Origin of the sequence: Methylobacter sp. BBA5.1 (assembly GCF_000746145.1) — a bacterium.
Classification (GTDB): domain Bacteria; phylum Pseudomonadota; class Gammaproteobacteria; order Methylococcales; family Methylomonadaceae; genus Methylobacter; species Methylobacter marinus.
The window spans coordinates 1-12,855 of the sequence record NZ_JQKS01000022.1 but is presented as its reverse complement, the minus strand read 5'-3'; the positions used below and the strand labels follow the sequence as shown (position 1 = coordinate 12,855).

Here is a 12,855-nt window from a genome sequence, read left to right as displayed (position 1 = left end):
AACGCTGCCGCCTATCGCCGGGTTTCGCCCGCTGATGCCAATAGATCAGCCAGAACATCGGGGTCCACCGGTTTCAGCAGATGATGATCGAAGCCCGCGCGCTTTGAGCGTGCGCGGTCTTCAGGCTGGCCATAACCGGTTAAGGCGACCAGGACAGCCTGCTGTGTTTCCGGCAGTTCACGCAGCCGTTGCGCCACTTCATAACCGTCCAGGTCGGGAAGACCGATATCCAGCAAGACTACTTGCGGACGGAAGGCTTGCGCCCGTTCGACGGCTTTGACGCCGCAGTTGGCCGTATCGACGTCATGCCCTTCCGCCTGGAGCAGCATGGACAGACTTTCCAGGGCGTCCGGATAGTCGTCCACGACCAGAATACGCAGTTTGGCACATAACGGCTGGGATTCTGCCCGGGCAGGCTCGACGGCCTTATATTGCACATCCGAAACCAGCGGCAGGTGCACCGTGAATTCACTGCCCTGGCCAATGCCCGCGCTCGCGGCGCTCGCCGTGCCCCCGTGCATCTCTACCAGTCTGCGCACCAGGGTAAGCCCGACTCCCAAACCGCCCCGGGAGTGCGATAACGAACCGTCGGCCTGGGTAAAAAGATCGAAAATATGCGGCAGCATTTCGGGCGCGATGCCGATGCCCGTATCCCGCACCTTGATCACGGCCATGGCTTCCTCCTGGCTCACGCTCAGCGTGATCAGGCCGCCTTCATCGGTATATCTGGAAGCATTATTGAGCAGATTGGAAAGCACCTGCGCCAGGCGCAGGTGATCGCCTTTAACCCATAGAGGGGGTATCGGACGTAAAATCTCCAGCTTTTGTTGACGGTCTTTGATCAAAGGGCCACAGGTTTCGACGGCACTATCCACAATCTCAGTCAGATTGAAAGGTTCGATCTTCAGCGAAATCTTGCCCTGCATCGTGCGCGCGACATCGAGCAGGTCATCCAGCAGGCGCGCCATATGACTGGCCTGACGGCCAATCACATTACAAATCCATTCCAGCATGGGATTGGCGCTAAAATCCTGTTCCTTCATCAACTGCACAGCATTACGGATGGGCGCGAGCGGGTTGCGCAACTCATGAGCAAGCATGGCAAGAAATTCATCCTTGCGGCGGTCGGCCTCGCGCAACGCTTCCTCGGGACGCTTGCGTTCGGTAACATCATGAATAAAGCCATACCACAAAATACTGCCATCGGCCTCGACCTCCGGAACCGAGCAACCCTCCAGCCAGATCTCGCCCTTGGACGGATGCCGCAAGCGCCATTGATGATGCCAGGCCGGCAGGGTGTGTACCGACTCAGCGGTCATATCGCGCTTGCCGACGAGCGTGTCGATGAAGGCGAATAAAGTGCCGTCACTATCAGGGCAAGCGTGATCCATCCATAACGTTTTATCCGTATACCATCGGGAGGGTTCGTAGCCTGAAATAGAGGTAATTGAATCGCCGATGAAAGAAACCTGACAAGGCGATTTGGGATTATCGGTCTGTTTGATCGTGAATAGCGCCGCCGGAATAATGTTCACCACCCGTTTGAAGCGCTGCTCGCTGTGTTTGAGAGCCTGATTGACCTCCAGCAGTTCTTTTGTCCTGAGTTCAACCTGATGATCCAGATCCTCGTTTAACTGCTTCAATGTTTTTCGGGTTTCCTTATGAACAAAAATTTCTTGTTCCAGCTCCCGATTCGCTTTCATTAACTGGCTTCGGCTCGGAATGAGAATAGCCTTTGGAATGAGCGGCCACAAGATGATCGCGGTCGCCAGGGACAGCATGGCGGTGATGGCCTTCATCGTCGCGTGCAAGCCATAGATCGGTTTCCAGATAGTGAAGGCCGATAATAAATGCGTCGCGCCGCAGGCAAAAATAAAAAGGCTGAATAATACAAAAACCCATCGATATTCGATGTCTTGCCGCTTGTATAAAAAATACCCCAAGGCCAGTGGAATGGAAAAATACGCCAGCGCAATGGCCACATCGGAAATAACAAAAAGCCAGAGCAACTGCGGTTTCCAGAGAAAGCAGAAACCATGCGGCATAAACTCTTCCACACCAAACAAAAATTGAATCAACGCCTGCATCTAATAACTCCATTTTTTAACGCCGCCACTATCTGATTTACCGAGGAAAAATCCATTACTCATTTTTCATGATATGACGACCTACAAAAGATTTTTGCTCATGGCAATAAGAATAAAATAATGACGGATTAATTTCAGATAATTTAATTTGCTTTCTGTTTTTTTCATGTTTTCCTCTCATTGCGCGAAATTACCCGGAAGGCAGAGCGTGAGCTGGATTGGCGCTTTGCGGAAACCCGGCATGGGCAACTCCGAGATGCCGGGTTTAACAACCCGGCCTACCGTGCTGGCAATTCCTACGGTTTGGTGCCCTGATACCATAAAATGAACAGACACGTGGGGACGAACCTGTGTGTTCGCCCTTGCCCAGCGGTTCCTCTTCGGTCAGCGGTTCTCCGATAGCCTGCTGTGCACCCGAAACAGGGCGGACAAGCAGGTCCGCCCCTACAATGCATCCATACGATACAGACGCCCCGTTTGATCTGAACATTTGGAACTCAAGGCCATCAAAACGGCGAAACCAGCAAATACAAGCCCAGCCCCACCATGACCAGTCCGCTGATCAGCTTCAGCCAGCGCCCTTCCTTTTCCTGCAGCCGTCGCTGGCTGAGCGTGATAATACCGATGCCCAGCACGATCGCGTCATCGAGCATATAAGCGAGATTGTAAAGCAACAGATAGCCGTAATAACTCAGACCTTCCAGTTGCCGCATGGTCAGAATGCGCGTGTAAAGCGCCGGAAACCCCGAGGTGCAGAGAAATTCGACGATCTGCACCAGAATGGCCAGCACCACGGCGCCGATCATGGCGCCGCGCAGATTCTCGGCTTGCAGGATCGCGCGGATTCTGGCGTAGATGCCGGGCCTGGCGGATTCAGGGATCGACAGCGATACGCCCCAGCCGTAAACCCAGAAATCCTTCAGGTTGATCGCGCCGGCCAGCATGGCGATTCCGGCGATGACGATTTCCGAGACGCGCGAGAGACCTATGATCAGAAACAGATTAAGCCAAGCCGCCATAAAAATAAAATAGGCGATACCTTCGACGGCGATGAACGCACCGGCGACCGCAAACATGCGCATCCGGTCCTGCATGGGCGCCAGCAGCGAGATCATCAGGATCAGAACCCACATGGAGCAGGGATTGAAACCGTCCAGCAGTCCCATCGCGATCGTAAACAGCGGCAGCCCCACCTGTTCCAGGGTTATGCGCCGGCCCAGAAACGTCAAATCAAAAGTGTCCGGTCCGGCTGCGCCAGTCTCCGCCTCGCAGGGCTGCGGCGCTTCCGGTTCGCAGGTTTCGGCCGTTCCCGGCGGGGATTGACGCTTCGGCGGGGGCGACGCCAGGATGTTGCGGATCAGCCTCCCTGTGCTCTCCTGGCCGGCAAAGCCGACGATGGTTTGTCCGCGCACCTGAAATGTCGGCACGCTCAAGCTTGTGCCTGCCGCTTCGGCGATGTCCATCAGGCGTTCGAGCGCGCCCGGGTCGCGGTGGATGTCGCGCACGACAATAAGCAACCGGGGTTGCTCGAAGGCCAACAGTTTCAAGAATTCCTCGGCCTTCTCGCAGTGCGGGCAGCCCTCGCGCACGAAAACCTCAATATCGGCGGCCCGCCGGGGTGCCGCGTCCTGCGAAGATGGCGGAGGCGCCGCGGCCTGCTGGGCATTGACAGCGCCCATAAAGCCCAGAACCGACAACCACAGCAGCAGCGTCAAGGCCGCCTCCCATCGTTTCGTTTTTACCGATTTTTCCGTCATCGCACCCTCGTTGTCGTCTGAATATCCAAGATTACTCCCTGATGGGACTTGTTGACATTGCCGTCGCCGATATCATAACGTAAGCGGGCCGTCATGCGGATCGGCAATGTCTCGTAGCAAAGGTAAACCCATGCAAGAATTACACTATTTGGCCGGCTATCCCGAAAAAATAACCGATCAGATACAGCATCTGATCCATACCAAAAAACTGGGGGAGCTGCTGCTGAAAAAATACCCCACGGCCCATGACATCCGGACGGACAAGGCGCTTTACGCCTATGTCGTGGATATGAAAAACACCTGGCTGCGCAAGTCCCAGCCGCTCAGCAAAGTCATTTATGACGATAAAATCAATGTCCTGCATCATGCCCTGGGCCTCCATACGTTCATATCCAGGGTACAGGGCGGCAAGCTGAAAGCGAAAAACGAAATCCGCATAGGCTCCGTCTTTAAACAGGTGCCGATCGAATTCCTGCGCATGATCGTCGTGCACGAACTGGCGCATTTAAAGGAAAAAGAGCATAACAAGGCATTTTACAAACTGTGTGAATACATGGAACCGGCCTATCATCAATTTGAGTTTGATTTGAGGCTGTATCTGACGCATGTGGATTTGTTCGGCAGGATTTATTGATCGATTCCGCCCGCAGGCGCTTTTTATCCCGTTTGCCGCGCCGGGAACCGGAGCTTTTCACAGCGGGAGGGCGGACTGATAAACCCGGCGTTCGGGGCCGCCCATGCCGGGTTTGCGCTAAAGCGCCAACCCAGCTCGCACGCACTCAACAAGCCCTCAAAGCAATCCTCTTTTCCTCAACCGCCGGTTAACCTGCCGGTGATAAATCCTGGCCAGCAGCGGCCGGATCAAAGGCAAACCGATCAACCAGGCGACAGGTTTCAGCAACGGCACTTTGCTCATCAGCAGAATATAGGCATCCAGTTCCGACACCACCCGCCCCTGCTCATCGCTGACATGCAGTTCCGTCAAGGCTTTCCTGGGATCGATGCCCAACTCGCGCAACCGCTCCTCTTGCCCCGTGATATCGAACCAGCAGACCTGTTCGCCGCCCTTGCCCGCAAGCTTTTCATAATGCCGCCTGTCGCGTCTGCATATCGGGCAGGCACCGTCGTAATAAACCGTAATCTTGTTTTCGTTCATGGTGACCTCAGCAGGACCAGCGCCCTGTCAAAGCCGCTGTTCAGCCGAATGTCAACAACAGCGATCGGGCACGAAACGGCCGAAATCCCGGCCTCGTTTTATTATCTTGACCATCTCTATGAGGCTTGATTTAATGCGGAATTCCTTGAAATTTAACTTAAACGAAGATACTGATGAATAGTTACCAACAGTCCAAAAAGGCCCGCTATATCGCTTCGGTGGTTTATGTGTTGATCATGAGCTTTATTGTCGGCGGGACTTATCTTTCCCAACAGGAAAAAGCCGAACTTGAATCCGCCTCCGAAACATCCGCCGCGACCGCGGAAAAGCAGATCGACTAGCACTCCGCACCTTTCCTCGGTGTAATGTCTGGTCAAGCAGTCCTGATGTTCATGTAATACCCTCACCTAACGCGGAGAATCACCCATGCAGGGATCCAGCGGATTTTTTATCCAATTCATGCGCTTGGCCGGTCCATACTGGCATTCCGAAGACAAGGCCGCCATCCGCAAGGCGACTTTAGCCCTGATCGTGCTGACTATCGTGCAGATCGCCATTGCCGTTATCATCACGGAATGGAGCGCCGCGCTATTCGATGCCCTGGAACAGCGTTCAATGTCCGGACTGCTCAAGCAGGTCGGGCTTCTGCTGCTGATCTTTGCAGCCAGCATGACGGCCACCGCCTTGCATCTGAACGTCAAGCGATACCTGCAGATCGGCTGGCGGGACTGGCTGACAAAGCGCGTGACCGGCCGGTGGATGATCAAAGGCCGCCATTATCAGGTGACCCACATACAGACCGCCGAGCACGATAACCCGGATGGCCGCATCGCCGAGGATGTCCGTATCGCCACCGAAAACGCCATCGGCTTGTTGCATTCGTTATTTTACAATTTGCTGCTGCTGATCAGTTTCACCAAAATCCTGTGGACGCTATCGGGTGTCGTTAAGCTTGATTTGGGCTTTATCGAAATTCCCATCTATGGCCATCTGGTCTGGATAGCGCTGATTTATGCGGCCGGGGCTTCGGTTTTAGGCTGGTGGATAGGTCAGCCGCTGATCAAGGCGACGGACATCAAGCAAACCACCGAGGCCAATTTTCGCTATGGCCTGGTAAAAGCGCGCGAGAATTCCCAGGCGATTGCCTTGATTCACGGCGAGGCCAGCGAAAAAAAGCATTTCTCGACGCTTTTCCAGGACATAGTCGGCGCCTATAACCGGCAAACCCATGCCTGGACCTATATTTTGATTTTTACCTCCGGCTATTCGGTCCTGTCCATGGCCTTCCCTGTTCTGGTCTCGGCGCCGCGCTATATCTGGGGCACCATTACCCTGGGCGCCTTGATGCAGTCGGTGCAGGCATTCCGGCATATGGCTTCAGCCTTGTCCTGGCCGGTCGACAACATGGCCGGCGTCGCGCAATGGCGCGCCTCGGCCGACCGCGTATTGAGCCTGGTCCAGGCACTGGATGATCTGGAGGACGAGATCGTGCGTCCCGATCCGCATCGCATCGTGTTGGAAAAAACGGACCAGCCGGTCCTGCGTTTCGAAAATCTGTGCATCAGCCGGCTTGACGGCATTGTCTGCGCGGCGAACGTCAATGACGAGATCAAGGCCGGAGAACGGGTGCTTATCGCCGGTAACGCCTTCACCGGTTCCAAGCTGTTCAAGGCCATAGCAGGTCTGTGGCCCTGGGGCACGGGCCGAATCCAATTGCCCGACGACGAGTACCTGTTCTTCATGCCGCCGCGCCCGTATTTGCCGACCGGCACCTTGCGCGAGGCCATCTGTTATCCGTCCGCCTGTGAGGAGTTCAGCCCTTCCCAGCTCGAGGATACGCTTGAACTCGCAGGCTTGAAGGAATTGGTGGAGCAGCTTGATCAGGTCGATAATTGGGAGAAAGCGCTGCCGCGCGAGCAGCAGCAGCGTTTGGGCGTGGTCCGGCTGCTGCTGCAGCGGCCCAAGTGGATCTTTATGGAAATGGCGTTCGACTCGCTAGGTTCCGAGGGCGAAGTCGAGATGATGAAACTGATCAGCCAGGAGCTGCCCGACGCCGCCCTGCTGACCATCAGCCATGAACCCAAGGCCGAGATGTTTCATCAGCGCCGGATCGTATTGTGAACGGAGCGTAGCCTGTGTCTGGCAAGAAACTGCGCGGCGTCAACCTCGGCGGCTGGCTGCTGCTGGAAAAATGGATGACGCCCAGCCTCTTCGAGGGCCTGAAAGCCCTTGACGAGACATCTTATTGCGTGGAACTGGGGCCGCGCGCCGAGCGTTTGCTAAAAAGGCATTGGGATACGTTCATCACCTATGCCGATTTTGCCTGGCTGGCCGAAATCGGCATCAATGCGGTCCGGATCCCGGTCGGCCACTGGATAACCGGGCCGGACTATCCCTACCACCGCGCCTACGGCAAGGCGCTGTATCCATATGTCCAGGGCGGCCTGGACGTTCTCGACCGCGCCTTCGACTGGGCCGAAGCGCTCGGCCTGCTGATCGTGCTGGATCTGCATGCCGCGCCCGGCTGCCAGAACGGCTTCGACAACGGCGGCATTCAGAACGTCTGCGAGTGGCACACGGATCAGAACTATATCGATTACTCACTGCGGGTGCTGGAGCGCCTGGCCGAACGCTACCAAGGCCGGCCCGCCCTACATGCCATCGAGGTCCTGAACGAGCCGCGCTGGGACATCGACACGGCGCTGTTAAAACGCTACACGGCGGCGGGTTATCAGCGGATACGGCGGCACTGCCAGGCTCGCGATGTCGCCGTGGTCTTCCATGACGGCTTCCGGCCGTACACGGAATATACGGGATTCCTGCAACCGCCCGGATTTTGCAATGTCGTGTTCGACATTCACCGCTATCAGTGCTTTGTCCAGGACGACATCAATACGGACGTTTACGGCCATATCCGGAAAGCGGTCGTCGACTGGAAAAACGAAGCCGACGACATTATCGGCAATTTCGGCCTGCCGACTTACGTCGGCGAATGGAGCCTGGGGCTGGATTTGAAACTGCTTTCGCTCTGGGCCGAAGGACCTTTTGACCATGACCGGCAGGCGATGGACGACTTCCAGTTATCGGTCGCCTATCGCGGCTATGCCGCGGCGCAACTGGCGACGTTCGAAAAATACCTGGGCTGGTTCTTCTGGAGCTACAAGACTGAAACCAGGCCGCCCTGGAGTTTTCGCGAGTGCGTGAATCGGGGCTGGCTGCCTGACCGCTTTGCCTGATTGCCGAATTATGATTCCAACAACACAGCGCGGACCCGGTTGGGAAAATCCGATATCACGCCGCTCACGCCGGCCGCGATCAGCTGCCGCATCTGATCCTTGTCGTTGCAGGTCCAGACATTGACCGCGCGATTTGCCGCCAGCACATCGGCAATTCCGCACGGATCGAGCTTTCGGGCCAGCGAGTTAAGTCCCACCGCATCGGTATTCGGATGATAGGCATCGGCATCGAGCAATTCCAGGTAGGCGGCCGGTTTCGCCAGCCGGTCGCCGGTCAGCACGCCTGTCGCTATGCTGTCCGAGCGGCGGCGCACGCTGACCAGCTGTTCGTGGTCGAATGACGAGATTAACACGTAGCTTTCCATGCCCAGCCATTCGACGAGTTCCACCACCGCCTCGGCCATGCCCGGATACATGCATGGCAACGATTTAAGCTCGATATTGACCATCAGCTCTTCGCGCCGGGCGAGTTCCAGCGCCTGCTGCAAGGTGGGCAGGCCGATCTCGCCGGACGCATAGCGTGCCATATCCCGCGCACTGACAAACTGTTCCCTTTCTTCATCGGTCAAGCCCTGTAAAAACCCCTGCCGTCGGCCGGCTGGCAAGGCCAACTGATCAACGTACCAGCTGCCGGCATCCAGCCGGCGCAATTCGTCACCGGTAAAATCGGCAACCGCATAGCGGCCGCGGCCCGGAAATTTCACTCGGACATCGGTGCAGCGCGTGAGCTGATCGTCATGATGCACGATCAGCTCGCCGTCTTTCGACAGATGGACATCGAGCTCAAACATCCGGCAACCGAAGTGCCTGGCCTTCTCGAATGCGGCCAATGTATTCTCGGGCGCAAATGCGCGCGCGCCGCGATGGGCAATATTCAGGACGCCGGCCGGGCGCTTGCCGCCCGCGCGCAACGGATTCAGTTCCAAAGCCATGTTTATCCTTCTTGTTGTTAGCACGTAGGCCGGTTTGGAGCCTTGCGGAAACCCAGCATACGAGAGTGTGAATGTATTATCCCTGACAAGTTATAGCAATCAGCCGTTACTTGAAAGCAACGGCTGTTGTGAAAATTGAGTATTGTTATTGACAGGCCTGCCTGCAAAATACAGTAGGGTACGCAGTGCGTACCTTTTCAATCGGTTCCGGTGAATGTCATCCCAAAAGGTACGCACTGCGTACCCTACCGGGTTTATGAAAATCTTTGGCGCCCTGTCGGTCAGTGAATGGCTTGTTTTCATGGCGACGCATGCCTAAAGGCAATATTTACGGCTAATAAATAAACGCTCTAATTAATTCAATACATTAAAAACTCTGCGCGCTCTGTGTCCTCTGTGGTTAGTTATGGATTGGGGCTAAAAAATGAATTCTTTCACACTCTCGCACCCTGCTTCCGGCCGGAACGGCATCAGGTGATGTAGTCCCGGTCCGGCAATCCACGCCCATCCCCGGACTTTGTAACCTGCTCGGTATGAGCGCAGGAAAATCCGGTATTCGACCGGTAATTGGCGCAGCCCCAAAACTGGCCGTATTTACCCTTGCGCAGGATCATGCTGCCGCCGCATTTCGGACAGACCGGTTCGGCAACCTCACAGTCCCTGTTTTTACAGATCCTGAGTTTTCCCTCCGTGATCAAGGCGCTGCCGCACTTCGGGCAGCCTTTTTGCGTATGGCTGCAGAGCGGATATTGATTGCAGCCGTAGAACAGGCCGTGTCGGCTCTTCCTGGCGACCATATAGCCGGTTTTGCAGCGCTCGCAGGGCGTATCGGCCAGCTGTTTCTGGAAGCCGCTGCCTTGAAACTCATCGGTCAGGATCGCGTACTTGTCATTGACCAATTCGCGGACAAAGCTTGATGCCTTGTTGCCGTCGGCGATCAGATAGACATGATGTCTGGCCCGCGTCAGCGCGACATAAAACAGCCGCCTTTCCTCGGCGTATCGATAGTCTTCCACTTGCGGCAACAACATATCCAGCAGCGCATGCACGGCTTTTTCCGAAGGAAAACCCTGCTTGCCGTGTTCCAGACCCAGGACAATCACATAGTCGGCTTCTCTACCTTTGGAGGCATGAACGGTCATGAACTGCAGCTTCAATTGCGGATACTGGCGTTTCAGGCCGGAAAGCTCGGGTTGCCTGAAATGGAATCGCGCCAGAATCAGCACGCTGGCGCCGGCAGGCTGCTTTTGCGCAATTCTGGCCAGCGCCGCGTTGAGGCCGATTGACTCAGTTGCGGTCCTGATCAGCGATACAGCCGCTTGGTCGACCTGCCGGTGGCTTTGGATACGCTTTTTGATCTGGGCCGGATTGCGGCTGACAAACCGGGACGCGACCTCGCCTATTTTGTTATTGAAGCGAAAAGTCTTGTCGAGCACGCTCGTGGCCGTAAAACCGAAGTGCCGTTCAAAGTCTTTGGTGATCGAGACATCGCTGCCGGTGAAGCGGTAAATGGCCTGCCAGTCGTCGCCGACGCAAAACAGGCTGTTGTCGGGGTGCTGTGCCAGCAGCGCTTTCACCAGCCGGGCGCGGCTCGCCGAGATGTCCTGAAACTCATCCACCAGCACATACCGGTAAGGCGAACGGTACCGGCCGGATTCGACATAACTGATGGCCTTGCCGATCATGTCGTCAAAATCGATCGTCCCGGCATCATGCAGGTGCTGCTGGTACGCCTGATAGACTGGCTCGAACAGCTGAACCGCCGCCAGCATGCGCTCCTTGTCCTCATGCTGGTGCGCCAGGCTGCTCAGGTCTTTTACCGACAGGAAAGCGGCCTTGAACAAGGCCAGGACTTTCGCGATCAGTTCGCTGAATCTGGAAACCTCACCGAATTCGCGCAACCGGCTTAGCAGTTGATCATCCGGCACCGGGCGAAATTGAACGCCGGCCGCCAGCAATTGCTCCCTGAGCGCATCGATCAGCACGCCCTGGTGCTTTTGGTAGCTGAAAGTCTCGATCAGCCGCGTTTTATGCGTTTCATGCAGTGCGCGCTTCCAGGCCATGCCCTCAAGGTATTTCCGACTATCGATGAACGGCGGCGTTTCACCGTTTTCATTGACGGCGAAATGCTCGATATAAAGCCCGTGCTCGGGCAGGTAAAAATCGGGCTGATAGGCCTTGAAATCGGGCCCGGCCGTATTGACCTGATAATGCGCCTCATATTCGTAAACAATGCCCTGCCGATACAGGTAATTGGCGATTTCGCATTCTTCATAGCTCTTGACCAGTTCGCCCTGCAGCGTGCGGATTTCATTTTCCAGAATATAGGCATGATAGGCGCCTTCGGTTTTAAAGGCGAAGCGGCTTTTATACGGATACAGGAAGCGCGTGAAGTAGGTGACCAGGCGGGATTTATAGCGGTCGTCGAGTAACAAGCGTTTGATCCGGTCGTCGACGAACCGGGCTCTCAATGTCTCGTCGTCGGCCATTTTATCGATGCTCGGCACCGCGCCTTCGACTTCGGTGATAATCTGTTTGCCGAGACTATGGAACGTCTTGACCGTCAGCGTGCTGATGCCCAGCCTGGACTGAATGCGTTCCTGCATTTCCCCGGCGGCCTTGTTGGCATAGGCCAGCATCAGGATTTGCCCGGGTGTCGCGAGCCCTGACTTCAGAAGATAGCCGGCCCGGCCTATCATGGTGCTGGTCTTGCCGGTGCCGGCGCCCGCCAGCACCAGGTTGTACTGCTCATCTATCACGCAGGCTTTGCGTTGCCTGTCGGTCAAGGGGTTGCTTTCAACCCAGTCGAAATAGTCCCGGTATTTCTTGAGCTGAAATTGAACGTAGGCGTCATTGACTGCCGCGAAATGTTCGATGCCTTTTTCCAGGAAGGGCCGAATCAGCTCTAGCAACTGATATTCCTCTCTAGACAAATAATGTGCGATATCCCGGCGCGAGACGCCGTGGCGCAAATGCCCGTGGTTATTCAGCCACTGCCTGGCAGCGGCATGGCGGATGTAGCGCTGCTGACTGAATAATGCCTGCGCTTGCTGATAGGCCTGCCTCAGATCGGGAATAAGAGCCTGATAAAAACCTTTAATGTGGCTTCGGGCTTGCCGGTTTAGTTCGGCCTGAAGACTACCCGCCGTTTTCTTAGACACGCCGCCGAAGCGAATCACCCGGCCGTCTTCCAGATGAATCGCCAGCGCATCCCAGACATATCCCGGCTCAATGGCGATGCTGGAGGCGATCCGCAAGAATGGGACGGTATGGGCTTTATGGCCCGACAACACGATGCCCTGACTGACAACCGTCAATAAACGGAAAGTCGAGGCGTGCGACGCGAACGTCCTGGCTAAAAAGCTAATTTGATAAGGTATGAGGTGATTATCCAAGCTTAATTTAGATAGTAGTCAGATTACTTAAATCGCTATTATCCCGGATATTTCATAAAAAAAGCGGGCAAATCCCGTAGAGTTCGATAAAATTCAGTTGCTTAGATTGAATTTGAACAAGGATTTGCCCGTGCCAAATTGTACCGCAGCTCAAATAGATTTTCCTGCCTTTAAACGCCGCAAAATACAAGCCCAATTCAGCGGCGGAGCCATCACCAGTGATGGTGGTGTGCTGTTGTTAAGAACCATTGACCAACAGCTCCAGTTAACCCAACGGATTGCGGAACAGATG

The 12,855-nt window shown here is 55.5% G+C and carries 10 protein-coding genes; 5 read left to right on the top strand and 5 right to left on the bottom strand.

The window, feature by feature from the left end:
- Positions 1–11: 11 nt before the first annotated feature.
- Both EK22_RS23235 and EK22_RS14095 read right to left on the bottom strand, forming a co-directional pair.
- Complete coding sequence (locus tag EK22_RS23235; RefSeq protein ID WP_020160228.1) at positions 12–2,087, bottom strand: hybrid sensor histidine kinase/response regulator; 2,076 nt, start codon at positions 2,085–2,087, stop codon at positions 12–14.
- Positions 2,088–2,593: 506 nt separating this feature from the next.
- Positions 2,594–3,844 (bottom strand): glutaredoxin family protein, encoded by a 1,251-nt coding sequence (locus EK22_RS14095; RefSeq protein ID WP_036252051.1) that lies wholly within the window; start codon positions 3,842–3,844, stop codon positions 2,594–2,596.
- A 130-nt stretch (positions 3,845–3,974) separates the two neighbouring features.
- Between EK22_RS14095 and EK22_RS14090 the strand changes: the two genes are divergently transcribed.
- Positions 3,975–4,478: a YgjP-like metallopeptidase domain-containing protein gene (locus EK22_RS14090; protein WP_020160226.1), complete on the top strand. Its 504-nt coding sequence runs from the start codon at positions 3,975–3,977 to the stop codon at positions 4,476–4,478.
- Between the two features lie 156 nt (positions 4,479–4,634).
- Here the strand turns inward: EK22_RS14090 and EK22_RS14085 are convergent, their stop codons facing one another.
- Positions 4,635–5,000, bottom strand: a complete 366-nt coding sequence (locus tag EK22_RS14085) for a thiol-disulfide oxidoreductase DCC family protein (protein ID WP_020160225.1) — start codon at positions 4,998–5,000, stop codon at positions 4,635–4,637.
- Positions 5,001–5,173: 173 nt separating this feature from the next.
- Between EK22_RS14085 and EK22_RS24945 the strand changes: the two genes are divergently transcribed.
- The 3 genes from EK22_RS24945 to EK22_RS14075 all read left to right on the top strand — a co-directional run bounded on the left by EK22_RS24945 (position 5,174) and on the right by EK22_RS14075 (position 8,236).
- The gene (locus EK22_RS24945; RefSeq protein WP_173424785.1) at positions 5,174–5,341 is read left to right on the top strand and encodes a hypothetical protein; all 168 of its coding nucleotides are present in this window, start codon (positions 5,174–5,176) and stop codon (positions 5,339–5,341) included.
- Positions 5,342–5,426: 85 nt separating this feature from the next.
- A complete protein-coding gene (locus EK22_RS14080; protein ID WP_036252049.1) occupies positions 5,427–7,121 on the top strand; it encodes an ABC transporter ATP-binding protein/permease in 1,695 nt (564 codons plus the stop codon).
- Positions 7,122–7,135: 14 nt separating this feature from the next.
- Positions 7,136–8,236 (top strand): glycoside hydrolase family 5 protein, encoded by a 1,101-nt coding sequence (locus EK22_RS14075; protein ID WP_036252046.1) that lies wholly within the window; start codon positions 7,136–7,138, stop codon positions 8,234–8,236.
- Positions 8,237–8,244: 8 nt separating this feature from the next.
- Here the strand turns inward: EK22_RS14075 and EK22_RS14070 are convergent, their stop codons facing one another.
- On the bottom strand, positions 8,245–9,168 hold the full coding sequence (locus EK22_RS14070; RefSeq protein WP_036252044.1) for a glycerophosphodiester phosphodiesterase: 924 nt from the start codon (positions 9,166–9,168) through the stop codon (positions 8,245–8,247).
- A 470-nt stretch (positions 9,169–9,638) separates the two neighbouring features.
- Entirely contained in the window at positions 9,639–12,485 is a 2,847-nt protein-coding gene (locus tag EK22_RS14065) for a UvrD-helicase domain-containing protein (protein WP_036252041.1), read from the bottom strand.
- 190 nt (positions 12,486–12,675) lie between these two features.
- Here EK22_RS14065 and EK22_RS14060 point away from each other — a divergent pair.
- A partial coding sequence (locus EK22_RS14060; protein WP_369798221.1) for a transposase occupies positions 12,676–12,855 on the top strand: 180 nt, incomplete at its 3' end.